The following is a 25,248-nucleotide window of genomic DNA, read 5'->3' on the forward strand; positions in this document are numbered from 1 at the left end:
TTGCATCTCCATTACGGTAATGTGAATGTCCAACGCTGTCGTTCGGGCTTGTGGCTGGGCGGCAGCGGTGTCAAGAGACGGGGGTCGCCCGTCCAATTCTGTGTTGCGGATAGTCTGTCTCGGATTTTCTGTGTGTTTTTCTATCGCCTACAAGTCGTACAATCCAGGTAAGTTGAGGATGATCGTCAATTCTTCAAGCGCCGCATGCACTTCCAGCGCCAGTTGCGGATCGGCCAGGTCGCCCGGTTCCAGATGGTCGCGGTAGTGTTTTTCCACCCACTGCACCAGCCGATGGTACAGCGTTTCCGTCATGATCACGCCCTGGTGCATGGCGCGCGCCTCGGTTTCCGTCAGGGCCACGCGCAAACGCAGGCAGGCGGGCCCGCCGCCGTTGCGCATGCTCTGGCGCAGGTCGAAATGTATCAGTTCATCGATGGGTCCACCGCTGGCCACCAGGCCTTCCAGGTAGCGCGACACGGCGCGGTTTTCCTGGCATTCCTGCGGTATCACCAGCGCCATCTTGCCGCCCTCTTTCGTCAGCAGTTGGCTGTTGAACAGATAGCTGGTCACCGCATCCTGGATCGGCACCTGGCCCGTGTCCACGCGCAGCGCATCGAGTTGCGCGCCCGTGGCGGCGACGGCGCGGCGCAGCTGCGACAGGCTTGCCTCTTCATCGGCAAACGCCTGCTCGTGATAGAACAGCACATTGCCATTGCCGACGGCGATGACGTCGTTATGGAACACGCCCTGGTCGATCACGTCCGGGTTCTGCTGCACGTACACGGCGCGTTTCGCATCGAGGCCATGCAGGCGCGCCACGGCTTGCGACGCTTCCAGGGTCTGGCGCGCCGGGTAGCGCTTCGGCGATGGCGCGGAAGGATCGAACTCCACCCGACCATACACGAACAATTCAACGGATGGCGCGCCGTGGCTTGCGCCCAAACGCGTGTGGTTGGCCGCGCCCTCGTCGCCAAAGGCCGGCGTCGACGGCAGCGCATCGTGCACGGCGAAGTGCTTGTCGTCGCTGAAAATGGCACGCAGGCTGCGCGCCGACTGCGCGTGCTCGAAGGCGCGGTGCAGCTTGTTATTCAGGTTGGCCGCCGTGAAATGCACGCGGCCATCCTGCGTGTCCGCCGACGGGCTGACCGTGGCGGCGTTCGCCGTCCACATGGGCGAGGCGGAATACGCGCAGGCCAGGATCACGGGCGACTCCTTGTAGGCGCGCGCCAGCACTTCGGCGTCCGTGCCCGTGAAACCGATAGCGCGCAGCAGGCGGAAATTCGGCCGGTCCTGCGGCGGCAGCAAGGCTTGCGCAAAGCCGCGCGCGGCCAGGGCGCGCATCTTGGCCAGGCCCTGCAAGGCGGCCTGCTTCGGATTCGAAGCGCTTTTCACATTGCTGAACGAGGCCACGTTGCCGAACGAAAGTCCGGCATAGTTATGCGATGGCCCGACCAGGCCGTCAAAATTGTATTCGCGCGTGCTGTGCATGGAGGGCATGTCCTTAAAATTTAAAAACTCAGGCCGGGCGACAGCTTGGCCGGCATTTCCAGCGCGCTGTTCTCGATCGAAGCGACCGGGTAGGCGCAGTAATCGGCCGCGTAATAGGCGCTCGGACGGTGGTTGCCCGACTTGCCGATGCCGCCGAACGGCGCCGTGCTGGCCGCGCCCGTGGTCGGACGATTCCAGTTGATGATGCCGGCGCGCGCGCGCGTCTGGAACGTTTGCCACAGGGCCGGATCGTCCGACAGGAGCGCCGCGGCCAGGCCGAATTCGGTGGCGTTGGCAACCTTTAGGGCCGCATCGAAATCGGCCACGCGGATCACCTGCAGCAGGGGGCCGAACCATTCTTCGTCGGGGATGCCGGTAGCCGCGGTAACGTCGACGATACCTGCCGTCACAAAACCCGCCTGCGGGTTGAGCTGGCGCATCTGCAGCAAGGTGGCGCCGCCCTTGGCGACCATGTCCGCCTGCGCCTGCACCAGGCGCGCGGCCACGGCACTCGATACCACGGGACCCATGAACGGCTGCGGCTGGGCGTCGGAAGCGCCGATGCCCAGTTTCGCGGCTACTTCCACCAGGCGCGCGACGAAGGCAGACCCCGCAGCATTGTCCTGCACCACCAGGCGGCGCGCGCACGTGCAGCGCTGGCCGGCCGAGACAAAGGCGGAGAAGATCGCGTGGTGCACGGCCGCGTCGACATCCTTGACGTCCCATACGACCAGGGCATTGTTGCCGCCCATTTCCAGCGCCAGCATCTTGCCCGGCTGGCCGCCGAATTGGCGGTGCAGGCTGATGCCCGTCTGGCAGGAACCCGTAAACAGCACGCCGTCGAGGTGTGGATTGGCGCCCAGCGCCACGCCCGTGTCGCGCCCGCCGTTGACGAGGTTGAGCACGCCATTTGGCAAGCCTGCCTGCTGCCACAGCTGCACGGTTTTGACGGCCGTGCGCGGCGCATACTCGCTGGGCTTGAAGACGATGGTGTTACCGGCGATCAGGGCCGGCACGATATGGCCATTCGGCAGGTGGCCAGGGAAATTGTACGGGCCGAAGACGCCGAACACGCCATGTGGACGGTGGCGCAGCACGGCGTCGCCATCGGCGATCTTGCTTTGCGTGATGCCCGTGCGCGCGTTGTACGACTGCACCGAGATATCGATCTTGTTGGCCATGGTGGCCACTTCCGTGCGCGACTCCCACAACGGCTTGCCCACTTCTTCCGAGATCAGCAGCGCCAGCGCTTCCGCATGTTCCTTCAGCAGTTCGCGAAAGCGCACGCAGATGGCAATGCGTTCGTCGACGGGGGTGTCGGCCCACGCTTCAAAGGCGGCGCGGGCGGCCTGGCAAGCCTGTTCGACTTCCCGCTCCGTCGCTTCCAGGCTGGCCCAGGTCTGCTTGCCGTTCGACGGATCGATGGTGAGCAATTCGCGGCCCGTGCCTGGCAGCCAGGCGCCGTTGATGAAGTTCGATGCTGCGGTAGATGAATTAACGTTGGACGATTTAGACATGGGGATGCTTCCTCGGGTTGAGTGACAAGGTGCGCACGGTGTCGCCGTGATGGCAGCGCAGCAGATGCAGTTCATCGTCGTCGAGCGCGATCTTGCCGCTGTGCGGATTGGCGCTGGTGACGATCATGCGGAAATCTTTCAGGTCGGTGTTCGACACCAGGTAAGGCTCGGCCTGGGCAACGTCGCCGCACACTTCAGGCGCAGCCTCGGCGTCGAGCACGGCCGGCATGCTGTCGCGCATGGCGCGCAGTTCGGACACGCGCGCCTGCAGCACGGGACCAGCGTCGAAAATGTCGACATAGCCTTCGAAGTGCAAGCCTTCCTGTTCCAGCAGGCGGCGCGCGGGCGCCGTGCTCAGATGCACCTTGCCGATGACTTCCTGCGCCTCGTCTGGCAGGTAGGCCACGTACATGGGCTGGCGCGGCATCAGTTCGGCGATGAACGATTTTTTACCGAGGCTCGTCAAGTCGTCGACGTGGTGGAAATCCATCTTGAAGAAGTGGCGCCCCAGGCCTTCGTAGAACGGCGAACTGCCGTCCGGCGCCTGGTAGCCGCGCATTTCCGCGATCAGCTTTTCCGTGAACAGCTGCGGGAACTGGGCGATGAACAGGAAACGGCTTTTCGACAGCAGCTTGCCATTGTTGCCGCTGCGGTAATCGGGGTGCAAAAACAGCGAGCACAGTTCCGTGCTGCCCGTCAGGTCGTTCGACAGGTACAGCGTCTCCATGCGCGTAAACACATCGAGCTCGCGGCTGGAATGGACCAGGGTGCCGATGCGGTAGTTATAGAACGGTTCTTCCAGGCCCACGGCGCCCTTGATGGCGCAGACGCCGGCCAGGCGGCCCGTATCCGTATCCTCCATGACGAACATGTAGTCGCGTTTTTCGGGCGGAATGGTTTCGGCGAACGAGGCGCAGGCGATGGCCAGGCGGTCGCCCAGCATTTTCATATCCGGCTTGAGGGTGGTCATGCCGGTGCCGACCTGGCTGGCCAGGCCATACAGGGCATCGAGGTCATTGGCGTTGATGGCGCGTACTACTAGCATAAAATTAACTCCCTTAGATACGCACGCAAATGACGCTGTCGCCTTCGGCCACGGCCAGCGCCTCGAGCAGATCGGCCGGCAAGCCGACGCTGTCCTGCGCTTCGAGCGCATCGCAGGCAAAGGTGACGGCGCGGAAATTGCGCTCGGCGCCGGAAGCGACCGCATAATTGACTTTCAGGCCCGTGCGGCTGGGCGTGACGCCAGCGACGACGCGGCGCGTCAGCGAGCCCGTAAACGAACGCAGCGCATGCTTGTGCGCCTGCAGGATCGGGCCGCCATCGAAGATGTCGATGTAATCGTCGGCTTCAAAACCTTCTTCCGTCAGCAAATTGAAAGCCAGTTCGCCGCTCGGGTGGATCTGGCCCATGGCCGCCTGCGCATCGCCGGGCAGCAACGGCACGTAGACAGGGTAGTGCGGCATCAGTTCGACGATCAGGGTGCGGTTGCGCGCGCCGCCGATGACTTTTTCGGCATCGAGGAAATCCATCTGGAAGAACTTGCGGCCCAGCGCATCCCAGAACGGCGACTGGCCGTTGGCGTCCGTGATGCCGGCCAGCGGCACGAAGAAGCGGTCGCCGAAGCGGTGCGGCGCCAGCACGGCGAACAGCAGCCGCGCGCGCGACAGCAGGGCCGCTTCCAGGCCCGCCTGCTCCATGTTGCGCACATAGAAGCCGGACAGCTGCGAGTACGCCGTCAACTCGGAACACAGGGTCAGCGCATGCACGCTGTGGCTGATGTTCAGGTCGCGCGAGACTTGCTGGATGACGTCGTTGCGGAAGGAAAAATAGGTGCCGTTCGAGCCGGCCGAGGCAAAGATGGCGGCCGTGCCGGCGATGCTCTTGTCGAGCAGGGATTCAAGCACGAAGAGATACGACTCTTCGCTGGGGATGTCGACATGGGCGGCAAACGAGGCGATGGAGCGCTCGACGGAGGCGGCGATTTTTTCGCGCGTCTTCGGCAGGGTATGGACACCCGGCATGGTTACCGCGGCCAGCGCTTCGAGGGCTGCAATATCCGCAATTTCTACCGGACGGACAACATACATGGGTACTCCTTCAATGCTGACGATGCTGGGGTAGAACCAAGCCGGCCCGCAGCAAAGCGGCGGGCCGGTGATCAAACAGGGAGCGAGGCTAGCCTCAGGCTTTCAGCATGCCGTCGATGGCCACGCGCAGCAGACGGCCCGCTTCGGCAATCTGCTCGTCCGAGACGATCAGGGCCGGCGCCAGGCGCACCACATCCATGCCGGCGATCAGCACCATCAAGCCTTGCGCTTCGGCCGCTTTCTGGATGTCTTTCGCGCGGCCTTTGTAGGCATCGGTGACTACCAGGCCCAGCAGCAAACCGCTGCCGCGCACGGCGGAGAACACTTGCGGATAATCCGTGATCAAGCCTTGCAGCATGGCGATGGTGTTGACGCTCGCTTCTTTCACACGCGCCAGGAACGCCGGCGTGTTGATCGTTTCCAGCACGGTCAGGGCCACGGTGGCGGCCAGCGGGTTGCCGCCGTAGGTGGTGCCGTGGGTGCCGACGGCCAGGGTCTGCGCCAGTTCATTCGTGGTCAGCATCGCGCCGATCGGATAGCCGTTGCCCAGCGCCTTGGCGGCCGTCAGGATGTCCGGCGTGACGCCGTAGCCCATGTAGGCGAACAACGCGCCAGTGCGACCCATGCCGCACTGGACTTCGTCGAAAATCAACAGGGCGCCCGTCTTGTCGCACAGGGCGCGCAATTCCTTGAGGAATTCAGGATTGCCCGGCACGACGCCGCCTTCGCCTTGTACCGGCTCGACGATCACGGCGCACACGTCATCGCCGATGGCGGCGCGCGCCGCTTCGATGTCGTTGTAGGCGATATGGTCGATCGATGGCGGCAGCGGCTCGAAGCCTTCCGTGTACTTGGCCTGGCCGCCGACGGAGACCGTAAACAGGGTACGGCCGTGGAAGGAGCTGAAGCACGAGATGATGCGCGACTTGTGCGCGCCAAACTTGGTGTGGGCGTACTTGCGCGCCAGTTTCAGGGCCGCTTCGTTGGCTTCCGCGCCCGAGTTGCAGAAGAAGGCGCGGTCGGCGAAGGTCGCTTCCGTCAGGGCCAGCGCCAGGCGCAGGACAGGCTCGTTGGTATAGCCGTTGCCCAAATGCCACAAATTATTGATTTGCTTGGTCAGCACGTCGACCAGGGCCGGATGGCAGTGGCCCAGGCTGTTGACGGCGATGCCGGAGGTGAAATCGAGGTAATGCTTGCCTGACTGGTCCCACAGGTCCAGTCCGGAACCGCGCACGGGTACCATGGCAGCGGGAGCGTAGGTAGGAACGAGGACCTGGTCAAAGGTCTCCCGGGTGACTGGACGAGCCGTTACGGTCGAATCAAGCTTGGCATTCATAGCATTTCCCCATCAATATGTTAGGTACTCCGCAGCTACGACAGCTACGTGTGTACTGCATTATAAAAAGCGGGATGCTAAAACTCTTTTGAATCTGCGACAAGGATTTTCACAATTCATCACCGACGGGCTTGCCTGAATCAAGCCGGAGGCATGAGCTTTCTTTGCCGCTCTTCGCGCGGGGTATTGCCAAACAGTGTGCCAAAGGCCGTGGAAAAGTGCGAGCCGGAAGAAAAGCCGCACATCAGGCCTACTTGCACGATGGAATAATGTGTATCGAGCAATAGTTGCCGTGAGCGCTGCAGGCGCAATTCCAGGTAGTAACGCGACGGCAGGCTGCCCAGGTATTGCTTGAACAGCCGCTCGAGCTGGCGCCGTGACAGGCCCACCAGGCTGGCAATGTCGTCGGTCGACAGCGGTTCCTCGATATTGGCCTCCATCAAGGTCACCGCTTCGGACAATTTCGGCTGCAGCACGCCGAAACGCGCCTGCAGGGCCACGCGCTGGCGCTCTTCCTTGCCGCGCACCTTGTCCACGCACAACGCTTCCTTGACGAGCGCCTGCACGTCGGCGCCAAAGATGGTTTCAATCAGGGTCAGCGAAAAGTCGATGCTGGCAGCGCCGCCGCAACACGTGATGTGCGGGCCGTCGATATCGAACAGGTGCGGCGTCAGGATGGCCCGTTCCGCCTTGGCTTCCGCATCCGCGTACAAGGCCCACGGCAAGGCGATGCGCACGCCATCCATGACGCCCGCGTCGGCCAGCCACAGCACGGCCGCGCCCACGCCGCCCCAGAATGGCGCCGAGCGGCAGCGTTCGATCACGGCCCGGCACAGCTCGGCGCGCAGCGGCGCTTCCATTTCATCTGCCACCAGCAGCGCGATATGCCAGTTGCCGCCCTGCGCAGCCACCTGCTCTGGCGTGCGCACCTCCAGTTGCAGGGCGTCCGGCCCCAGCGCCCGCGCGCACAGGCGCAGCGGCTGCACCAGGCCGGCCCAGGTGATCGACTCGGCATCGCCGGCATGGACCAGCAGCAAACGCAGCGGTTTGTCGAGGCCGATACGGGAAAGATTAGCGAAGGACATCGGCGAGGCGGGCCAGGGGCAAGGGCTGAGTTGCCCACATGATACCGGACTTCCGCCCCCTCCAGCCCCTCATGCAAGGACGCATCCTGACGCGGCGGAAAAAAGCGGGGCGGAAGGATATAATCACTGCCATGGGTGAACGATATTTAAAAAGTATCCGGCTGCTGGCCGAATGCATGCAAGGCTTCGAGCGGTTTTCTAGCGACTTCGTGCGCCAGTACGGCTTGACGCATGCGCAATTCGACATCATTGCCACGCTCGGCAACACCTGCGGCATGTCCTACAAGGAACTGGGCCAGAAAACCCTGATTACCAAGGGCACCTTGACGGGCGTGGTGGACCGGCTGGAACAGAAGGGGCTGGTGATACGCGAACGTTGTCCACGCGACAAGCGTTCCTATTACGTGCGCCTGAGCTCCGAGGGTGAACAGGTGTTCCATGACGTGTTCCCCAAACTGACAAGGCAGGGCCAGCGCCTGTTCGACGGCTATACCGAAGACGATTTCATGCGGCTGGAAACCACCCTGGCGGGCTTGAAACACGCCATCGCCAACGGCCACGGCTGACCATTCACCAAGCACAGACATTCAAACAAGACAAAGGAAACCAAGTTGAAAACCTCACTGCTCGAAGGCAAAAAACCCGCTCATTTCGATAAACACATCATCGGCAACCTGCTGCTCAACGCCAGCACGCCGGAACTGGTGCGCCAGGAAAAACTGATCATCGGCGTGCGCAACGAAGACGGCGAAATCTACCGCCTGATCGGCGCCACCAAGCACAACAGCTTCATGAACGCCGTCGAGGAATTGTTCGACCTGGGCTTGACGGATGAGCTGGAAGACAGCGATGAACTCGTTGAAGGCTGCGATGCCATCTTCAGCGAATCTCTGTAGTAGCACTTGACAGTACCTGCTGCGCGGTGCGCTTTGCGGCCGGCGATGCTCACCGGCTCGGCGCCCCCGTACTAAAGTACGGTTGCGCTTCTCGGCCACAAATCCCATCCGCTCGCGATGGTCCTGTCCAGCGCCGTGACGAACGCTGTCGTTAGAAAAAAGGCATGCCACCCATATAGGAGCATGCCTTTTTCCGTTTACGGGGCTTTGCTTGCCTTTTGCTCGGCTGTTTGCGAAAAGATCACGGTTAAAAAGTTCCGCACGGAAATATTGCGAGTATAATTTTTTCAATGAACAGACTCGACGCCTTTAAAAGCATCGCCGCACAAGCCGCTCGTGGCGAGCTGACCTTTCCTGCCAATGTGGACGCTTCGCTCAAGCTGCAAGAGGCGCTGGCCGATCCCGACTGCCATATCGAGGCCGCCGCCAAGCTGGTGCAGGCCGACCCGCTGCTGGCCGCGCGCACAGTGGCCATCGCCAATTCCGTGGCGTTCAACCGTTCCGGCAATGAAATCACCAGCGTGCGCAACGCCGTGCAGCGGCTCGGCGTACGCACCCTGCAGTCGGTGGTGGCATCGCTGATCGTGCGCCAGCTGGGCAGCACCATCACCGATCCCGTGCTGCAAGCGAAGGCCAACCAGCTGTGGGAACATACGGCCCACGTGGCGGCCCTGTCGCAAGTGCTGGCCCGCCGCGTCACCAGGGTGGACCCTGATACGGCCCTGTTTGCCGGCATCATGCATGAAGTGGGCGGGTTTTATCTGTTGTCGCGCGCGGCCGAATTCCCCGGCATCCTCGACGGCGAACCGGAAGACTGGGTCGAACATGGCGAACAGGCCATCGGCCATGGCGTCTTGACCAAACTGAAGGTGCCGGAAGCGGTGATGGGGGCCATCGATGCGCTGTGGGAAGGCTTGCGCGCCATCCCGCCCGAATCGCTGGGCGACACCCTGCTGCTGGCGAATGACCTGGCGCCCGTCTCTTCGCCCCTCAACGAAAGCCCGGCCGCCATCGCCGTGCGCGCCGCCCGGGCTGCCGGCAGCATCGATTGCGTGATCGGCGACGATGCGACCTTGTCGAGCATCATGGAAGAATCGGACGATGAAGTGCAGTCGCTGCTGAAGGTGCTGGTGCACTAAGTAACTAGCCTGCAGGCTTCTTCTTGCTCGCTGGCGGAGGTGCCGCCGGCTTGGGCGTATCGACGATCAGCACATGCTTGTCCATGGCCGGCGTTCCCTGCTTTTGCTGGGCGACTTGCGTGGCAACCGCCTTGGTACTCAACAGGGGTTGCGGATGGCGTGGCATGAACATGACTTACCTGCTGGCAGTGGGATAGGCCCCATATGTGCAGCAAGTATCAAATTATCAAGCCACCTTCAAACGCCGGACAAAAAAAACCCGCTCGAAAGCGGGTAAAGTCCAAAGCTAGGGATGTCCTGAAAGAGACAGCCCTATCTTATGCGCTGTGCCGCACCAGCTCCGTGCGCTGGCACACTTAGCGCGCACATTAGCCCGGCAAGAGCTCCACCTCCGTTTCCTGCCAGGCGCGCAACTGCCGCACGCGGGCAAACCACGCCTGGATGTGCTGATACTGCGCCAGCGGCAGCCGCACGGCCTCGCTGTACATCAGCGGCGCGGCCACGGCAAAATCGGCCAGGGTCACATCGTCTCCGCTGACCCAGCTGCGCCCCGCCAGATGCGCATCCAGCACCACGGCGCATTCATGCAGGTCGCGCTCGCCGCGCGCCTCTTCCAGCGGGTCCGCCGGACCATTGCCCGTCATGCCTTTCCACGCGCGCTCCCAGGCCAGCACGCTGATGGCAGGCGCGAAATGCTGCGCGGCCCAGAACAGCCAGCGGTTGACGTCGGCACGGGCTTGCGGCGCCTGCGGATAAATCGTCTGGCCCGGCACCTGCTCGGCCAGGTATTGCATGATGGCGCACGATTCCCACAGCAGGAAAGCGCCATCGGCCAGCACGGGCACCTTGCCGTTCGGGTTCAGCTCGACCAGGCGGCGGCGGTCGTCCGCATTCATCAGGTCGACTTCCGCCAGTTCCAGAGGCAAGCCGAGGTGGATCGCCGTCATCAGGACACGGCGGGCATTCGAGGACATGGGGTGGTGGTACAGACGCATGATGGATGGCTCCGGTGAGTGAAGAAGCCTCCATCGTAGGCCCAGGCACTGACAGTTTTTGTCAGGAGCGCAAATCAGGATTCAGGATCGATATCATGCGCCTTGCGCCAGGCCTCCAGCAGCACATGGCGCCGCGTGGGATAGCGCTCCTCATGCTGCTGCACGCTGGCGATGCGGTCGATGCGGAAATGCCGGTAGTCGCCGCGCAACTCGCACCAGGCGGCCAGCAGGCGCTTGCCTTCGAAAAAGGCCAGGGCAAACGGCCACACCGTGCGCGAGGTGGCGCTGCCATGCTCATCCTGATAGGCAAGCGTGAGCTTCTGTTCGTAGCGGATCGCCTCGCGCACGGGCTGCACGTAGCGGTCGGCCGGCTGCGTGCCGTCGGCGGGACGCCCCAGCGGCACCCACAAGCTGGTCTCGGCCATGCTGTCGCGCAGGTCGCGCGGCGAGGCGGCCGCGATCTTGGCCAGGGCATTGCTGGCCGCCTGCGCCAGGCCCGCATCGCCCTGCCGGCGCACCCAGCGCGCGCCCAGCACCAGTGCTTCCAGTTCATCGGCGCCGAACATCAGCGGCGGCAGGAAGGCGCCGCGGCGCAGCACATAGCCGATGCCGGCTTCGCCCTGCAAGGGCGCGCCCAGTTCGGCCAGGGTCTGGATATCGCGGTAGATCGTGCGCTCGGAAACACCCAGCTGCTGCGCCAGCTGGGCCGCCGTGACTGGCACGCGCCTGGCACGCATCGCGTCCATCAACAGGAACAGACGGCCGCTGCGGCTCATGGACAGGCCTGCAAGCCCTGGTCGCCCATGACGAGGGCCGACAGGGCCGGCACGTACAGATAGCCGTCGGGCGCCAGGCGCGCCGCGCGCGTCCCCTCGTCCACATCGGCGATGCCGTAGCAGCGCTGCAGCCGGGCGGCGGCCGGCCACCAGTAGACGGCCGCCTCCTGGTCGGGAAAGCGCAGGCGCACGCTATCGGCCTGCGTTGCCACTTGCCGGAAGTCGCGGTAAAAGGCGGGGACAATGCCCAGCTCCGCGGCAAATGCCGCCTCCAGCGCCGCCGTCTGCGCCAATTGGGCCGCCAGTGCCGCTGTTTCGCTGTCCAGGTCCTCGGCCGCCACGCCCGCTTCAACCAGGCTGCGCCGCATGTTCGCCCGGTTCGCCTGCGCGCGCAGGAAGGCCGATTCCTGCAGCGCCAGCACAGCATCGGCCGGAATGTGCTTGCGGCGCGCGGCCGGGAAGACATACAGCGCGCAGCTGCCGGCGCACACGGTGTCGATGGCGATATCGAGCCGCAGCTGGCTCACCAGGCGACCCAGCTGCATCGCCGCCAGCGGATCACCGGCGTCGCTATTCACGCGCAACAGCGTCATACCCGGCGCGGCCAGCAGCCGCAGCTTGTCCACGTCGCCCTCGGCAATCGGGCCGCGCATGGCGATGCTGTCACTGCCACCGCGGCTGAAATCGGCGGCGCCGGCCAACGCCGTCACGCCCGCCATCACACCTGCCCATAAAAAACGCTTCATCATCATCCGCCATAAAAAAAACGACCACCGCAAACGGTGATCGTTCTTCATTCGACCTGCAAAAAAACCTGCGCTTACACCACGGCGCCGTCGGTTTCGTCTTTTTCCTTGACCGGCTTGATCAAGTCTTCGCGCTTGACGCCCAGCCACATGGCGATCGAGGCCGCGACGAACACGGACGAGTAAATACCGAAGCAGATACCGATGGTCAGCGCCAGTGCGAAATGGTGCAGGGTCTGGCCGCCGAAGACCAGCATCGACAACACCATCATCTGGGTGGAACCGTGGGTGATGATGGTACGCGAAATGGTGCTGGTGATCGCACTGTCGATCACTTCATGCACGGTTGCCTTGCGCTGCTTGCGGAAGTTTTCGCGGATACGGTCAAAGATCACCACCGATTCGTTGACCGAGTAGCCGAGCACCGCCAGGATCGCCGCCAGTACCGTCAGCGAGAATTCCCACTGGAAGAAGGCGAAGAAGCCCAGGATGATCACCACGTCATGCAAGTTGGCGATAATGGCCGAGACAGCGTATTTCCACTCGAAGCGGATGGCCAGGTAGATCATCACGCCCAGAATCACCATCACCAGCGCGTTCAAGCCATTCTGTGCCAGTTCCTCGCCCACTTGCGGGCCGACGAATTCGACTTTCTGCAAGACGACCGCTTCGCTGCCGGCCGCGTCCATGCAGGCGCTCTTGATGACGTGCTCGCCCTTTTCGGTGACGGTATCGATACCCTTGGTCGTGCCTTGCTCGGCCTTGCACAAGGCTTCAAACACGCGCTGCGAGGTGTTCGCGGCGCTGACGCCATTTTCCACCGGCAGGCGGATCATCACGTCGCGCGCCGTATCGAAGCTGGTCACGCCCGGCTCTTCGTAGCCCATGCCGATCAGGGTGCCGCGTATGCCTTCAAGATTGGCCGCCTTCGGGTACTTCACCTCCATCAGGGTACCGCCCTTGAATTCCACGGACAGGTGCAAGCCCTTGTGCACCAGGAAGAAGACGGCGGCAAGGAAGGTCACCGCCGAAATCACGTTGAAAATCAACGCATGGCGCATGAAGGGAATATCTTTTTTGATCCGGAAAAATTCCATGAAATCCTCTGAGTTCTATTCTGTGCGTCCGGCGGCTGTGCCACCGGACGCTATCGCTGTTGACGCTATTGGGTAAGGCTGGGCCGTCGCTTATTTGCTGGTGCCCGGCACCCACACCGTGCCGATCGACAAGGTCGTCAGCTTTTTCTTGCGGCCATACCAGAGGTTGACCACGCCGCGCGACACGAACACGGAGGAGAACATCGAGGTCAGAATACCCAGGCAATGCACAACAGCGAAGCCACGCACGGGACCGCTGCCGAAGGCCAGCAGTGCCAGGCCGACGATCAGGGTGGTCACGTTCGAATCGAGAATCGTGGCCCAGGCGCGGTCGAAGCCGGCAGCGATCGCCGCTTGCGGCGTATTGCCGGCGCGCAGCTCTTCGCGGATACGTTCATTGATCAGCACGTTGGCGTCAATCGCCATACCCAGCGCCAGCGCGATCGCGGCGATACCTGGCAAGGTCAGGGTCACCTGGATCATCGACAGCAAAGCGATCAGCAACAGCAGGTTGGCGGCCAGGGCCAGCACGCTGAAGGCGCCGAACAGCATGTAGTAGGCGATCATGAAGATGGCGATGGCGATGAAGCCGTACAAGGTCGAGTGGAAGCCCTTGGCGATGTTTTCCGCACCCAGCTGCGGCCCGATCGTGCGTTCTTCGATGACGGTCATCGGTGCGGACAGGGCACCCGAGCGCAGCAGCAGCGCCAGTTCATTCGCGTTTTCCGCGCCGCCCATGCCGGTGATCTGGAAGCGCGAACCGAGTTCCTGCTGGATGGTGGCAACCGACAGCACTTCCGGCTTGCCCTTTTCAAACAGCACGATGGCCATGCGCTTGCCCACGCGTTCACGCGTCGCTTCGCGCATCTTGCGGCCGCCGTCGCCGTTCAGGTCGATCGACACGGCCGCCTGCTGGTTCTGGTCGAAGCTGGCCGTGGCGCTGGAGATGTAGTCGCCCGTCAGGATCACGTCTTTCGCCAGCACGACAGGAACACCCTTGCCAACCGTAAACAGTTCCGAGTTGAATGGAATAGCGCTCGACAGTTCGGTGCCAGGCACGATGGTTTCATCGACCAGGCGCACTTCCAGGGTCGCCGTGCGGCCGATGATGGCTTTTGCGCGGGCCACGTCCTGCACGCCAGGCAATTGCACCACGATGCGGTCAGGACCTTGCTGCTGGATCAGCGGCTCGGCTACGCCCAGCTCGTTGACGCGCTTGGACAGGGTGGAAATATTTTGCTTCACACCTTCGTCGATGGTTGCCTTCAGGGCCGCCGGCTTCAGGGTGATGTTCAGTTTCAGGTCGCTGCCTTCGCCCGCATCGGCGAACGCCAGCTCCGTCATCTGGTCGGACAATACATTCTTTGCCTTCAGGCGCGTTTCCGCGTCGCGGAAGTTGATCTGCACACTGTCGCCCACGCGCTCGATGCCGGCGTGGCGGATATTCTTGTCGCGCAACACGCTACGCGCGGCGGACTGGACGCCCTGGACTTTCTTGTTCAGTACGGCTTTCGCATCGACCTGCATGAGGAAGTGCACGCCACCGCGCAAGTCCAGGCCCAGGAACATGGGCAAGGCATGCAATTTCTGCATCCACATCGGCGTATTGGCTTGCAGATTGACCGTCACGATGAACGCGGGATCGGTGGAATCAGGATTGAGATCCTTTTCCAGCACCAGCTTTGCCTTGAACTGGGTATCGGGATCGGCGAAACGCACGCGCACGGAGGCCAGGTTGCCGGCGCCATCCATGGTGACACCTTCCGACTTGACGTTCTCTTTCGTCAATATTTGCTCGACTTGCGTCATCAGATCGCCCGTCACTTTGACGGTCGACTTGCCGCTGGTTACTTGCAGCGCCGGTGACTCACCGAAATAATTGGGCGCCGTATAGAGTGCGCCCAGCAATAAGGCGACGACGATGATGATGTATTTCCAGGCAGGATAGCGATTCATAGTGATTCAGCGTTCAGTGTTGAGCGTCGGAGGCGTCCCGAGGGGCGACCGATAGCCGCCCCGGGTCTATCATTGCCGAAGCAATGACAGCGAGGAATTACAGTGCCTTCAGGGTGCCTTTAGGCAGCAAGGTGGTAATGGAGCTCTTTTGCACCGTGACTTCGGTGCCGGTCGCCACTTCGATGGTGACGTAAGCGTCCACTACCTTGACAACACGGCCCAGCATACCGCCGGCGGTGACGACTTCGTCACCCTTGGCCAGCGCGTCCATCATCGCCCGTTGTTCTTTGGCGCGTTTTTGCTGTGGGCGGATCATCAGGAAATACATGACCACGAACATCAATACCAGCGGCAGGAAGCTGGTCAGGTTGCCGCCGAGGCCCAGGGCTTCGGTTGGGGCTTGCGCATAAGCGTTGGAAATGAAAAACACGGTGACTCCAGTTCTAATCAGTTTGAAAAAATAGCGCTGTATTCTAGCATTGGCTATACGTCATAACCCGAATTGCAGCCATGGCAACTTTAAATGGGGCTAAAAAAGCATTATGCAATGCTTTATCGCCCCAGTCCAAGCACCAATACACAAAACTTCCGGCCATGCTGCCGCCAGAGCTCAAGCTAAGCTTTTCTTAAGTTCCGCGTGCGCGTTCCGCATGGAATTGCAGGGTAAACGCATGGAAACGGTCTTCGTCCAGCGCCTCGCGCATCTGGCGCATCAAGTCCAGATAATAATGCAGGTTGTGGATGGTATTGAGGCGCGCGCCGAGGATTTCCTTGGAGCGGTGCAAATGGTGCAGATAGGCGCGCGAGAAATTGCGGCAGGCGTAGCAGCTGCAGGTCTCGTCGAGCGGCGCCTGGTCTTCCTTGTACTTGGCGTTCTTGATCTTGATGTCGCCAAAACGGGTGAACAGCCAGCCATTGCGGGCGTTACGCGTCGGCATGACGCAATCGAACATGTCGATGCCGTTCGACACGCCCGCCACCAGGTCTTCCGGCGTGCCCACGCCCATCAGGTAATGCGGCTTGTTGGCCGGCAGGCGCGGACCCACGTGGGCCAGCATGCGCATCATGTCTTCCTTCGGCTCGCCGACGGACAGGCCGCCGATGGCGATGCCGGGGAAATCGATCTCTTCCAGCTTGGCCAGCGACTCGTCGCGCAGCATCTCGAACATGCCGCCCTGCACGATGCCAAACAGCGCATTCGGGTTTTCACCGCGGTGGAATTCATCTTTCGAGCGCTGCGCCCAGCGCAGCGACATGCGCATGGACTTGGCCGCTTCCTCGATGGTGGCCGGGCGGCCCTGGATTTCGTACGGCGTGCATTCGTCGAACTGCATGACGATGTCGGAGTTCAGGACGCGCTGCACCTGCATCGACACTTCCGGCGAGAGGAACAGTTTATCGCCGTTGATGGGCGAATTGAAGTGCACGCCCTCTTCCGTGATCTTGCGCATGGCGCCCAGCGAAAACACCTGGAAGCCGCCCGAATCCGTCAGGATCGGCTTGTTCCAGCCCATGAAACCATGCAAGCCGCCAAATTTCTCCATGACAGTGTTGCCAGGACGCAACCACAGGTGAAACGTGTTGCCCAGGATGATCTGCGCGTCGATCTCGTTGAGTTCCAGCGGCGACATGGCTTTCACGGAGCCGTAAGTGCCCACTGGCATGAAGATCGGCGTCTGCACTACGCCATGGTTGAGTTTCAAGGTGCCGCGGCGTGCCTTGGTCAGGCCGCTCGTGTCGGTCTTGAGTAATGTAAATTCCAGCATGTCAGTCTTTCACGGGAGTATCAAGGTTCAGCGCAGCGCGCGATTGCGTGGTGAGCAGCATCGCATCGCCATAGCTGAAGAAACGGTAGTTCTGCGCGATCGCATGCGCATAGGCGCTGCGGATCGGCTCATAGCCGGCAAAGGCCGACACCAGCATCAGCAGGGTCGATTTCGGCAAATGGAAGTTGGTGATCAAACGCGTCACCGTCTTGAACGCATAGCCGGGCGTGATGAACAGGGCCGTATCGGCGCTGCCCGCCACCAACTGGCCGCTTTGCGAGGCCGACTCCAGCGCGCGCAGGCTGGTCGTGCCGACGGCGACCACGTCGCGCCCGGCAAGTTGGGCGGCGCGCACGGCGTCGACGGTTTCCTGCGGCATGGTGTACCACTCGGTATGCATCTTGTGCTCGGCCAGCACTTCCGTGCGCACGGGCTGGAAGGTGCCCGCGCCCACGTGCAAGGTCACATAGGCAAAATTGACGCCCTTGGCCTTCAATTGATCGAGCAGGGCCTGGTCGAAATGCAGGCCGGCCGTCGGCGCGGCGACAGCGCCGGGGACCTTGTTGAACACGGTCTGGTAGCGCGTCTCGTCGAATTCGTCCGCATCGTGCTCGATATACGGCGGCAGCGGCAGCCGGCCATGCGCCTCGATCAGCTCGAACACGTCGGCCTCGAAATGCAGGGTGAAGAACTCGCCGGCGCGCTGGCCCACCGTCACATCGAAGGCATCGGCCAGGCGGATACGGCAGCCGGGCGGCGGCGACTTCGACGCGCGCACCTGGGCCAGCACGGTGCGGTCATCGAGCACGCGCTCGACGAGCGCCTCGATCTTGCCGCCGCTTTCCTTGACGCCAAAGAAGCGCGCTTTGAGCACGCGCGTATCGTTCATCACCAGCAGGTCGCCCGCTTGCAACAGCCCGACGATGTCGGCGAACTGGCGGTCAGCCAGGGTATCGCCGTCCAGATGCAACAGGCGCGAGGCGCTGCGCTCGGCCAACGGAGTTTGCGCAATGTTTTCTTGCGGCAAATTAAAATCGAAATCGGAAAGCGAATACATGCGTTTTGCTTCAAAAGTACATCAAAAATGATTAGGAGTGCGCAATGGAACATCTGGCACTATACTGTGCGCCTATACAGGCATTACAATAATCCGCCGCAACAATTTACAACTGCGGTACGCACAGGGTGTGCCGGACAACCCTCTATTTTACGCTAGCGGCACAAAAATCTCCGATATGTCCGAACCCAAGCCCGATCTTCCTCCCGCAGCCAAGCCGGCCGCGAAGCCGAAAGCCGTCAAAAAAGTGGTCAGCACGGAAAGCCGGCTGGCCAAACTGGGCTTGCGCACGGATATGGACCTGGTGCTGCACCTGCCGATGCGCTACGAGGATGAAACCAAGGTCTACACGATACGCGACGCCTGCCTGCGCGGCGGCGAGTCGTGGCAAGTGGAAGGCGTCGTCACCAAGTGCGAAGTCAATTTCAAGCCGCGCAAGCAATTGCTGGTGACGATCGCCGACGAAACGGGCAATTTGCTGCTGCGCTTCATGAATTTCTACGGCAGCCAGGTCAAGCAGCTGGCCGAAGGCACGCGGGTACGCGCGCGCGCCGAACTCAAACACGGCTTTTTCGGCGCAGAGATGGTGCACCCGACGTATAAGGTGGTCAACGAGGGCGCGCCGCTGCCCACGGCCCTGACGCCCGTGTATCCGTCCGGCGAAGGGCTGTCGCAGCACGTCTTGCGGCGCGAAATCGCCGACGCCATGCGCCGCATCGACTGGCAGGATACCTTGCCCGATCACCTGCTGCGCGAGATGCAGCTGTCGCCTTTCCGCGCCGCCGTGCACCTGCTGCACTATCCGCCGCAGGACATCGATGAAAGCGCGCTGATGGACCGCTCGCATCCGGCCTGGGTGCGCATGAAGTTCGATGAGCTGCTGGCGCAGCAGCTGTCGCTGAAACGCGCCCAGCGCGCGCGCCGCTCGAAAGGCGCCGCTTCCCTGCCCATCGTCGGCACGCTGTCGGATGCCTTTGGCGCCGCCCTGCCCTTCAAGCTGACGGGCGCTCAGGCCCGCGTGCTCGATGAAATCCGCGCCGACCTGCGCCAGCCGTATCCGATGCAGCGCCTGCTGCAAGGGGACGTCGGCAGCGGCAAGACGGTGGTGGCGGCGTTGTCCGCCACGCAAGCCATCGACAGCGGCTACCAGGCAGCGCTGATGGCGCCCACGGAGATTCTGGCCGAACAGCACTTCCGCAAGATCGCCGCCTGGATGGAGCCGCTGGGCGTGAAGGTGGCCTGGCTGACGGGCAGCCTGAAGAAAAAGGAAAAGACGGCGGCACTGGCCCTGATCGAATCGGGCGAAGCGCAGCTGGTGATCGGCACGCATGCGCTGATCCAGGATAACGTGCTGTTTGCCAAACTGGGCCTGGTCATCGTCGACGAGCAGCACCGCTTCGGCGTGGGCCAGCGCCTGACCCTGCGCAACAAGGGCGACAGCGCGGCCGTGCCGCACCAGCTAATGATGTCGGCCACGCCCATCCCGCGCACCCTGGCCATGACCTATTACGCCGACCTGGAAGTGTCGGTGATCGACGAGCTGCCGCCGGGACGCAGTCCCATCGTCACGCGCGCCATCGACCAGAACCGACGCGACGAAGTCATCGCCCGCGTGTATGCGGCCGCGCTGGAGGGCCGGCAGGTGTACTGGGTCTGCCCCCTGATCGAAGAATCGGAAGCACTGCAGCTGCAGACAGCCACCGACACCTACATGATGCTGGCCGAAGCCTTGCCCGCGCTGCAGGTGGGCCTCGTGCACGGACGTTTGAAACCGGCGGAAAAGCAGGAGGTGATGGACGCCTTCATTGCCGGCCATATCCACGTGCTGGTGGCCACCACCGTCATCGAAGTGGGCGTCGACGTGCCGAACGCCTCGCTGATGGTGATCGAGCACGCCGAGCGTTTTGGATTGTCGCAGCTGCACCAGCTGCGCGGCCGCGTGGGACGCGGCTCGGCGGCCAGCGTCTGCCTGCTGCTGTATCAGGGCCCCTTGGGCGGCGTGGCGCGCCAGCGTTTGATGACCATGCGCGAAACGACGGACGGTTTTGAAATCGCCCGCCGCGACCTGGAAATCCGCGGCCCCGGCGAATTTCTTGGCGCGCGCCAGTCCGGCCAGGCCATGCTGCGCTTCGCCGACCTGGAAACGGATCAATGGTTAGTAGATCAGGCGCGCGACGTGGCGCACGACCTGCTGCATGCCACCACGGCGGCTGCCGCGACCACCGTGGAAGCGCACCTGGCGCGCTGGCTAGGTGGAAAAGAGGAGTTCCTGAAGGTGTAAATCGGGTATTGTCGGATTACGCACATACGCAAACGGTAGGTCGGATTAGGCCGCAGGCCGTAATCCGACAACATTGTTGGCTTCGTTCACTCCCGCCCAACACCGGCCACGTCCACACCATCCCCGCCCCAATCCGCGGCACACCATCCCAACGCCACGTACAGGTGAAAACTGGAATGCGGCCAATCCATGACCTTGCTCACAAGCCCATGCTTGACAGGGTTGTAATGGATGTAATCGACATGCTTGGCAAAGTCTCGCGCATCGCGCAAGACGTGTTCCCAATACCGCTGCTGCCAGACATTTTCAATATCGCTGTGCTTGCTGAACCATGTCTTGATCAGCCTCCAGCGCGTCATGAAATCAGCATCACTATCTGGCAAGGTCCAGATGCAGTGCAGATGAACGGGCAGGATGACGATGGCGTCGATATCGAATGGCCGCTTATGGCGTACGGCGCGGACAGCATTCCGCAGCAAATCCACGGCAGTGGCAGTAGCAAAAACGGGCCGGCGGTGTGCCGTCACCACCGTGAAGAAAAAGCTGCCGCCTGGCTGGAATGCGCGTCGGTATTGCATAGTTTCATGGGTGTTGTCGGATTACGGCCTTGCGGCCTAATCGCTATGGCTTTTCCTGGTTCCCGGTGTTGTCGGATTACGGCCTTGCGGCCTAATCCGACCTACGCACATATGCGGCGGCAGGTCGGGTAGGTCGGATTAACGTAGCGTAATCCGACTTCCAGCATAATCCGGCTTTTCACAATCTACCTTGCGCCCGCGCATCCTACATGCACATCCAGAAGCGGTTCGCCAGGTCGAGCATGAAGTCGGGCCGCAGATAGGCCAGGAAGACGATGGCAAGCAGCGCGGCGCCAGCCAGGCGCCACAGCCATGTGCGCCAGCTGCCCATTACGCGGCCACCGCCGCGCGCTTGACGGCGCGCTCGTCGATCGGCAGGTTGATCAGCGCGGCCAGCAAGCCCAGGCCGATGGTGATCATCCATACGACGTGGTAACTGCCCTGGTGCTCGTACAGATAGCCGCCCAGCCACGCACCGAGGAAACTGCCCACCTGGTGCGAGAAGAACACCATCCCGGCCAGCATCGACAAGTGCTTCACGCCGAAGATCCCGGCGATGATGCCGTTCGTCAGCGGCACGGTCGACAGCCACAGCACGCCCATGCCAGCGGCGAACAGGTACACGGACCACGCCGACAATGGGGCCAGCAGGAAGACGGTGATGACCACGGCGCGCGTCACGTAGATGGCTGACAGCAGATAGCGCTTGGCGATTTTCCCGCCGAATTTACCCGCGTAGTAGGAGCCGACGATGTTGAACAGGCCGATCAGCGCCAGCGCCGTGACGGCGATGTTCGGATTCATCAGGCCCTGATCCTTCAGGTAGGCCGGCAAGTGCACGCCGATGAAGACCAGCTGGAAACCGCAGACAAAATACCCTGCCAGCAGCAGCCAGAACGAGCGGTTGGCGATGGCTTCGCTGAAGGCGGCGCCAACGCTTTGCTGCGGGCCGCTGGCGTGCGAGACGGGCGGCTCGCGCAGATAGAAGGCCATCGGGATCATCGCCAGCAGCACCAGCGCGGCCAGCACATAAAAGGCGTTTTGCCAGCCCACGGCGGAAATCAGTTGCTGCTCGACCGGCATCATGAGGAACTGGCCGAACGAGCCGGCCGCCGACGAAATGCCGAAGGCCCATGAGCGCTGCTCGGGCGGCGCGCTGCGGCCGATGATGCCGCTGATGGCGCCAAAGGCCGTGCAGGCCAGCGCCAGGCCGATGAAGATGCCCGAGCCGACGATGAACAGGGTCGGTTGCGTCACCAGCGCCATCCACACGAGGCCCGCCATGTAGCTGATGGCACCGATGATGACGACGCGCATGGTGCCGAAACGGTCGGCCGCCATGCCGGCGAACGGGCCGAAGACGCCCCACATCAGGTTTTGCATGGCCAGCGCCAGCGAATACGTTTCGCGCGTCCAGCCATTGGCTTGCGAGATCGGCTGCATCCAGAAGCCCAGGCCGTGGCGCACGCCCATCGCCAGGGTCAGGACGACGCCGCTGGCGATGAGGACAGTTTTCAGGCTGGGACGGGATGAGTGCAATGTCATGGAGTTCCTGATGACGCCTGGTCGGCGCTGTAGACGAGACCGATCTGGCCGCGCATGGTGTCAAGGTTGTGCATCAGCGCCACGCTGTCGGCGTGCGGCATGACGGGGCTTTCCAGCAGGCCGGCGCGGATGCAGCGCATCGCTTCGATCGCCTCGTGCGCGTAGCCGTTGCCCAGGTGCGGCGCGGCGACGACGCGGCGTTCGCCATCCATCGTTTCGACGATCAGGTGATCGGGCTTGTAAAAACGGTTGGGCAGACGAATCCGTCCCAGGCTGCCGGAAATGGTCATTTCCGTGGGCGTTTGCGCGCGCAGGCTGCAGGCGCAGGACGAGGTGCCGCCGCCCGCGTGGCGCAGCGAAAACACCACCTGCTCATCGACGCCGGTGGCGCCCAGCTCGGCCAGCGCCTGCACCTGCGATACGGGGCCGAGGAAGAAGGCTGCCATCGACAGCGGGTAGATACCCACGTCGAGCAGTGCACCGCCTCCGAGTGCGGGATTAAACATGCGGTGCTCGGGCGGGAAATTGGCGACAAAGCCGATATCGGCCTGCACCTGCTGCAGCACGCCGATTTCGCCGCTGGCGATGATGCGCTGCGCTTCCTGCACGGCGGGCAGAAAACGGCTCCACATGGCTTCCATCAAGAACAGTTTTTTGTCGCGCGCCATATCGACCACGGCCTGCGCTTCGCGCGCGTTCATGGTGAATGGTTTTTCGCACACGACGTGCTTGCCGGCGGCCAGGCACATCAGGGCATTTTCCGCATGCAGGGTGTGCGGCGTGGCGATGTAGATCACGTCCACACCCGCGTCATCGGCCAGCGCCTGGTAGGAGCCGTGGCAGTGTGCGATGCCGAATTCGGCGCCAAACGCCTGTGCGCCAGCCTCGCTGCGCGAGGCGACCGCCACCAGTTGCGCACCGGGCGCATCGCGCAAGCCATTGGCCATCGCGCGGGCGATCTTTCCGGTACCGAGGATGCCCCAGCGGACGGTATTTTCCATGCTATTGATCTCTTTCTGCGCCAGCCACCTTGCGCTTCGGGCGGAACACCGCCGCGTCATTGTAAAAGTCGTCGTCCTGGCCTTCGCACCAGCCGGGCAAACCGAGCACGGGCAGCGGCGTGAAGTCCGCCGTGGTGAGGCCTTGTTGCGCCAGGTCTTGCGCCACCCGCTCGTCGAGCCAGGCGCGGCGTGCCGCATCGTCGAGCGCAAAGTAGGCGTCGCCGGCGAAGATCACGCGCGTGTGCGCCGTGATGGCCTTGCGCGGCGCCACCAGTTTTTCCATCAGCGCGTGGCCGAACAGCCAGATATCGGCGTCGCCGCCAGCGCCAAACCTGTCGCGCTGCGCGATAAACGCGCTGCGCCAGTCGTGCCCGCGCAACGCCGCTTCCAGCATGCGCCCCGCATCGCTGTCGCGCAGCACCAGCAAGGCGGAATTTTCGTCAAAAATTGTCGCGCCATCGCGCGCGGGACCGCGCGATTTGCCGACGCCGGACAGGGCGATCTGCGCCGCCTGCAGCGCATTCAATTGCCGCTTGATGCGGGGGAAGGTGAGCCACACGAGCGCGTTGAAAAAGTCGTGCAGATTGTCGCGCGTGGGCACGCCGCCCGTCGCGCCGATGAACTCCTCGTAGGCCACGCCTTCGGGCAGGTCCGCTTGTGGCACGAAGGCCAGCGGCAAGCCGGAGGGATTGCGCAAGTCCAGCGCCCTCGCCCGTCCGTTCAGCGCGGCGATCACCGTGTCGCGCTGCAGGTCCAGCTGCCGTCGCGCCGGCAGCACCGTGGCAAACCAGGGGCGGCTCCAGTCTATCGATGGCAGCATGGAGCGCTTAGACCATTTTCCAGTTGATCTGCTCGCCCGCGTTGAGCGGAATCACGTGGCTGTCGCCCAGCGGCAGCGACGCCGGCAAGGTCCAGCTTTCGCGCTTCAGGGTGATGGTGTCCGTGTTGCGCGGCACGCCGTAGAATGCCGGGCCGTGGAAGCTGGCAAACGCTTCCAGCTTGTCGAGCGCGCCGGCCCGCTCGAACGCTTCCGCATACATTTCCATCGCGTGCAGGGCCGTGTAGCAGCCGGCGCAGCCGCAGGCCATTTCCTTGGCGCCTTGCGCGTGCGGCGCCGAATCGGTGCCGAGGAAGAAGCGCTCGTCGCCGCTGGCGGCGGCCGTCATCAGGGCCAGGCGGTGCTCTTCGCGCTTGAGGATGGGCAGACAGTAGTAATGGGGACGGATGCCGCCCTTGAAAATCTCGTTGCGGTTGTACAGCAGATGATGCGCCGTGATGGTGGCGGCGATCGGGCCTTCCGCTTCGGCCACGTACTGCGCCGCATCCTTGGTGGTGATGTGCTCGAACACGACGGACAGGGCCGGGAAGGCGCTGCGCAGCGGACGCATCACGCGCTCGATGAAGACGGCTTCGCGGTCGAAAATGTCGATTTCCGGGTCCGTCACTTCACCGTGCACGAGGAAGGGCATGCCCACTTCCTGCATCACTTCGAGCACCTTGTAGCAATTCTTCAAATCCGTCACGCCCAGGTCTGAATTCGTCGTGGCGCCAGCCGGATACAATTTGACGGCCTGCACGATGCCGCTATCTTGCGCGCGGCGGATTTCGTCGGGCGAGGTGTTGTTCGTCAGGTACAGCACCATCAGCGGATCGAAGTTCACGCCCTCCGGCACGGCGGCCAGGATGCGCTCGCGGTAGGCGCTAGCATCGGCCGTGGTGGTGACGGGCGGTTTCAGGTTCGGCATGACGATGGCGCGGCCGAACTGGCGCGCGCTGTGCGGCAGCACGCTGGCCATGACGGCGCCGTCGCGCAGGTGCAAATGCCAGTCGTCAGGACGGGTGATGGTGATGGAAGATGGAACGGCGGCTGGGGTGTGATCGAGTGTGGACATGGCGGCT

25 protein-coding genes are annotated in these 25,248 nt (G+C 62.8%); 4 read left to right on the forward strand and 21 right to left on the reverse strand.

Annotated features, from left to right (window positions below):
• Positions 1 to 147: 147 nt before the first annotated feature.
• From astB to U0004_RS28075, 6 genes are all read right to left on the reverse strand, one after another.
• Positions 148 to 1,488 carry an N-succinylarginine dihydrolase gene (gene astB / locus U0004_RS28050; protein ID WP_034778921.1) on the reverse strand — a complete coding sequence of 447 codons (1,341 nt, stop codon included), beginning with the start codon at positions 1,486 to 1,488 and terminating at the stop codon, positions 148 to 150.
• A gap of 20 nt (positions 1,489 to 1,508) precedes the next feature.
• Positions 1,509 to 3,005: a succinylglutamate-semialdehyde dehydrogenase gene (astD, locus tag U0004_RS28055; protein WP_070254774.1), complete on the reverse strand. Its 1,497-nt coding sequence runs from the start codon at positions 3,003 to 3,005 to the stop codon at positions 1,509 to 1,511.
• Positions 2,998 to 4,050, reverse strand: coding sequence for an arginine N-succinyltransferase (gene astA, locus U0004_RS28060; RefSeq protein ID WP_070254776.1), 1,053 nt, complete (start codon positions 4,048 to 4,050; stop codon positions 2,998 to 3,000). Before astA ends, astD begins: the two co-directional genes overlap by 8 nt.
• A gap of 13 nt (positions 4,051 to 4,063) precedes the next feature.
• On the reverse strand, positions 4,064 to 5,095 hold the full coding sequence (locus U0004_RS28065; protein ID WP_034778925.1) for an arginine N-succinyltransferase: 1,032 nt from the start codon (positions 5,093 to 5,095) through the stop codon (positions 4,064 to 4,066).
• A gap of 94 nt (positions 5,096 to 5,189) precedes the next feature.
• On the reverse strand, positions 5,190 to 6,431 hold the full coding sequence (gene astC, locus U0004_RS28070) for an acetylornithine/succinylornithine family transaminase (protein ID WP_034778927.1): 1,242 nt from the start codon (positions 6,429 to 6,431) through the stop codon (positions 5,190 to 5,192).
• A gap of 140 nt (positions 6,432 to 6,571) precedes the next feature.
• On the reverse strand, positions 6,572 to 7,516 hold the full coding sequence (locus U0004_RS28075; RefSeq protein ID WP_070254778.1) for a GlxA family transcriptional regulator: 945 nt from the start codon (positions 7,514 to 7,516) through the stop codon (positions 6,572 to 6,574).
• A 131-nt stretch (positions 7,517 to 7,647) separates the two neighbouring features.
• On the opposite strand from U0004_RS28075, the gene U0004_RS28080 reads away from it, so the two are divergent.
• The 3 genes from U0004_RS28080 (at position 7,648) to U0004_RS28090 (ending at position 9,551) form a co-directional block, all read left to right on the forward strand.
• Complete coding sequence (locus U0004_RS28080; RefSeq protein ID WP_070254780.1) at positions 7,648 to 8,082, forward strand: MarR family transcriptional regulator; 435 nt, start codon at positions 7,648 to 7,650, stop codon at positions 8,080 to 8,082.
• 45 nt (positions 8,083 to 8,127) lie between these two features.
• Complete coding sequence (locus U0004_RS28085; RefSeq protein WP_034778933.1) at positions 8,128 to 8,412, forward strand: hypothetical protein; 285 nt, start codon at positions 8,128 to 8,130, stop codon at positions 8,410 to 8,412.
• Between the two features lie 290 nt (positions 8,413 to 8,702).
• Positions 8,703 to 9,551 (forward strand): HDOD domain-containing protein, encoded by an 849-nt coding sequence (locus tag U0004_RS28090; protein ID WP_070254782.1) that lies wholly within the window; start codon positions 8,703 to 8,705, stop codon positions 9,549 to 9,551.
• 4 nt (positions 9,552 to 9,555) lie between these two features.
• Here the strand turns inward: U0004_RS28090 and U0004_RS28095 are convergent, their stop codons facing one another.
• The 9 genes from U0004_RS28095 to queA all read right to left on the reverse strand — a co-directional run bounded on the left by U0004_RS28095 (position 9,556) and on the right by queA (position 17,944).
• Positions 9,556 to 9,723, reverse strand: a complete 168-nt coding sequence (locus U0004_RS28095; protein ID WP_162835749.1) for a hypothetical protein — start codon at positions 9,721 to 9,723, stop codon at positions 9,556 to 9,558.
• A 196-nt stretch (positions 9,724 to 9,919) separates the two neighbouring features.
• The gene (locus tag U0004_RS28100; RefSeq protein WP_070254784.1) at positions 9,920 to 10,546 is read right to left on the reverse strand and encodes a glutathione S-transferase family protein; all 627 of its coding nucleotides are present in this window, start codon (positions 10,544 to 10,546) and stop codon (positions 9,920 to 9,922) included.
• 74 nt (positions 10,547 to 10,620) lie between these two features.
• On the reverse strand, positions 10,621 to 11,322 hold the full coding sequence (locus U0004_RS28105) for a helix-turn-helix transcriptional regulator (protein WP_070254786.1): 702 nt from the start codon (positions 11,320 to 11,322) through the stop codon (positions 10,621 to 10,623).
• The gene (locus tag U0004_RS28110; protein ID WP_139144114.1) at positions 11,319 to 12,068 is read right to left on the reverse strand and encodes a hypothetical protein; all 750 of its coding nucleotides are present in this window, start codon (positions 12,066 to 12,068) and stop codon (positions 11,319 to 11,321) included. Before U0004_RS28110 ends, U0004_RS28105 begins: the two co-directional genes overlap by 4 nt.
• 74 nt (positions 12,069 to 12,142) lie before the next feature.
• Positions 12,143 to 13,165 (reverse strand): protein translocase subunit SecF, encoded by a 1,023-nt coding sequence (gene secF, locus U0004_RS28115; protein ID WP_034778943.1) that lies wholly within the window; start codon positions 13,163 to 13,165, stop codon positions 12,143 to 12,145.
• Positions 13,166 to 13,255: 90 nt separating this feature from the next.
• On the reverse strand, positions 13,256 to 15,121 hold the full coding sequence (gene secD, locus U0004_RS28120) for a protein translocase subunit SecD (RefSeq protein WP_070254791.1): 1,866 nt from the start codon (positions 15,119 to 15,121) through the stop codon (positions 13,256 to 13,258).
• 97 nt (positions 15,122 to 15,218) lie between these two features.
• Entirely contained in the window at positions 15,219 to 15,551 is a 333-nt protein-coding gene (gene yajC, locus U0004_RS28125; protein ID WP_034778948.1) for a preprotein translocase subunit YajC, read from the reverse strand.
• Between the two features lie 196 nt (positions 15,552 to 15,747).
• A complete protein-coding gene (gene tgt / locus U0004_RS28130) occupies positions 15,748 to 16,887 on the reverse strand; it encodes a tRNA guanosine(34) transglycosylase Tgt (RefSeq protein ID WP_034745502.1) in 1,140 nt (379 codons plus the stop codon).
• A gap of 1 nt (position 16,888) precedes the next feature.
• A complete protein-coding gene (gene queA / locus U0004_RS28135) occupies positions 16,889 to 17,944 on the reverse strand; it encodes a tRNA preQ1(34) S-adenosylmethionine ribosyltransferase-isomerase QueA (protein WP_070254793.1) in 1,056 nt (351 codons plus the stop codon).
• Positions 17,945 to 18,122: 178 nt separating this feature from the next.
• On the opposite strand from queA, the gene recG reads away from it, so the two are divergent.
• Positions 18,123 to 20,225, forward strand: coding sequence for an ATP-dependent DNA helicase RecG (recG, locus tag U0004_RS28140; RefSeq protein WP_115057596.1), 2,103 nt, complete (start codon positions 18,123 to 18,125; stop codon positions 20,223 to 20,225).
• Positions 20,226 to 20,311: 86 nt separating this feature from the next.
• Here recG and U0004_RS28145 read toward each other — a convergent pair whose 3' ends face one another.
• From U0004_RS28145 to pyrC, 6 genes are all read right to left on the reverse strand, one after another.
• Entirely contained in the window at positions 20,312 to 20,803 is a 492-nt protein-coding gene (locus U0004_RS28145; protein ID WP_070254797.1) for an REP-associated tyrosine transposase, read from the reverse strand.
• Positions 20,804 to 21,008: 205 nt separating this feature from the next.
• Positions 21,009 to 21,134: a hypothetical protein gene (locus tag U0004_RS28150; RefSeq protein WP_256608852.1), complete on the reverse strand. Its 126-nt coding sequence runs from the start codon at positions 21,132 to 21,134 to the stop codon at positions 21,009 to 21,011.
• Positions 21,134 to 22,348, reverse strand: coding sequence for an MFS transporter (locus tag U0004_RS28155; RefSeq protein ID WP_081345541.1), 1,215 nt, complete (start codon positions 22,346 to 22,348; stop codon positions 21,134 to 21,136). The genes U0004_RS28150 and U0004_RS28155 overlap by 1 nt, the downstream gene beginning before the upstream one ends.
• A complete protein-coding gene (locus tag U0004_RS28160; RefSeq protein ID WP_070254799.1) occupies positions 22,345 to 23,349 on the reverse strand; it encodes a Gfo/Idh/MocA family protein in 1,005 nt (334 codons plus the stop codon). Before U0004_RS28160 ends, U0004_RS28155 begins: the two co-directional genes overlap by 4 nt.
• A gap of 1 nt (position 23,350) precedes the next feature.
• Positions 23,351 to 24,169, reverse strand: coding sequence for a DUF3025 domain-containing protein (locus U0004_RS28165; RefSeq protein WP_070254801.1), 819 nt, complete (start codon positions 24,167 to 24,169; stop codon positions 23,351 to 23,353).
• 7 nt (positions 24,170 to 24,176) lie between these two features.
• Entirely contained in the window at positions 24,177 to 25,241 is a 1,065-nt protein-coding gene (pyrC, locus tag U0004_RS28170; RefSeq protein ID WP_034778959.1) for a dihydroorotase, read from the reverse strand.
• Positions 25,242 to 25,248: the final 7 nt, after the last annotated feature.

Origin of the sequence: Janthinobacterium lividum (assembly GCF_034424625.1) — a bacterium.
Taxonomy (GTDB): domain Bacteria; phylum Pseudomonadota; class Gammaproteobacteria; order Burkholderiales; family Burkholderiaceae_D; genus Janthinobacterium; species Janthinobacterium lividum.

What these genes read in the sequence shown, in the direction of transcription:
- astB (WP_034778921.1), bottom strand. Translation starts at nt 1,488, where the DNA reads ATGCACAGCACGCGCGAATACAATTTTGACGGCCTGGTCGGGCCATCG.
- astD (WP_070254774.1), bottom strand. Translation starts at nt 3,005, where the DNA reads ATGTCTAAATCGTCCAACGTTAATTCATCTACCGCAGCATCGAACTTC.
- astA (WP_070254776.1), bottom strand. Translation starts at nt 4,050, where the DNA reads ATGCTAGTAGTACGCGCCATCAACGCCAATGACCTCGATGCCCTGTAT.
- U0004_RS28065 (WP_034778925.1), bottom strand. Translation starts at nt 5,095, where the DNA reads ATGTATGTTGTCCGTCCGGTAGAAATTGCGGATATTGCAGCCCTCGAA.
- astC (WP_034778927.1), bottom strand. Translation starts at nt 6,431, where the DNA reads ATGAATGCCAAGCTTGATTCGACCGTAACGGCTCGTCCAGTCACCCGG.
- U0004_RS28075 (WP_070254778.1), bottom strand. Translation starts at nt 7,516, where the DNA reads ATGTCCTTCGCTAATCTTTCCCGTATCGGCCTCGACAAACCGCTGCGT.
- U0004_RS28080 (WP_070254780.1), top strand. Translation starts at nt 7,648, where the DNA reads ATGGGTGAACGATATTTAAAAAGTATCCGGCTGCTGGCCGAATGCATG.
- U0004_RS28090 (WP_070254782.1), top strand. Translation starts at nt 8,703, where the DNA reads ATGAACAGACTCGACGCCTTTAAAAGCATCGCCGCACAAGCCGCTCGT.
- U0004_RS28095 (WP_162835749.1), bottom strand. Translation starts at nt 9,723, where the DNA reads ATGTTCATGCCACGCCATCCGCAACCCCTGTTGAGTACCAAGGCGGTT.
- U0004_RS28100 (WP_070254784.1), bottom strand. Translation starts at nt 10,546, where the DNA reads ATGCGTCTGTACCACCACCCCATGTCCTCGAATGCCCGCCGTGTCCTG.
- U0004_RS28105 (WP_070254786.1), bottom strand. Translation starts at nt 11,322, where the DNA reads ATGAGCCGCAGCGGCCGTCTGTTCCTGTTGATGGACGCGATGCGTGCC.
- U0004_RS28110 (WP_139144114.1), bottom strand. Translation starts at nt 12,068, where the DNA reads ATGAAGCGTTTTTTATGGGCAGGTGTGATGGCGGGCGTGACGGCGTTG.
- secF (WP_034778943.1), bottom strand. Translation starts at nt 13,165, where the DNA reads ATGGAATTTTTCCGGATCAAAAAAGATATTCCCTTCATGCGCCATGCG.
- secD (WP_070254791.1), bottom strand. Translation starts at nt 15,121, where the DNA reads ATGAATCGCTATCCTGCCTGGAAATACATCATCATCGTCGTCGCCTTA.
- tgt (WP_034745502.1), bottom strand. Translation starts at nt 16,887, where the DNA reads ATGCTGGAATTTACATTACTCAAGACCGACACGAGCGGCCTGACCAAG.
- queA (WP_070254793.1), bottom strand. Translation starts at nt 17,944, where the DNA reads ATGTATTCGCTTTCCGATTTCGATTTTAATTTGCCGCAAGAAAACATT.
- recG (WP_115057596.1), top strand. Translation starts at nt 18,123, where the DNA reads ATGTCCGAACCCAAGCCCGATCTTCCTCCCGCAGCCAAGCCGGCCGCG.
- U0004_RS28145 (WP_070254797.1), bottom strand. Translation starts at nt 20,803, where the DNA reads ATGCAATACCGACGCGCATTCCAGCCAGGCGGCAGCTTTTTCTTCACG.
- U0004_RS28150 (WP_256608852.1), bottom strand. Translation starts at nt 21,134, where the DNA reads ATGGGCAGCTGGCGCACATGGCTGTGGCGCCTGGCTGGCGCCGCGCTG.
- U0004_RS28155 (WP_081345541.1), bottom strand. Translation starts at nt 22,348, where the DNA reads ATGACATTGCACTCATCCCGTCCCAGCCTGAAAACTGTCCTCATCGCC.
- U0004_RS28160 (WP_070254799.1), bottom strand. Translation starts at nt 23,349, where the DNA reads ATGGAAAATACCGTCCGCTGGGGCATCCTCGGTACCGGAAAGATCGCC.
- U0004_RS28165 (WP_070254801.1), bottom strand. Translation starts at nt 24,169, where the DNA reads ATGCTGCCATCGATAGACTGGAGCCGCCCCTGGTTTGCCACGGTGCTG.
- pyrC (WP_034778959.1), bottom strand. Translation starts at nt 25,241, where the DNA reads ATGTCCACACTCGATCACACCCCAGCCGCCGTTCCATCTTCCATCACC.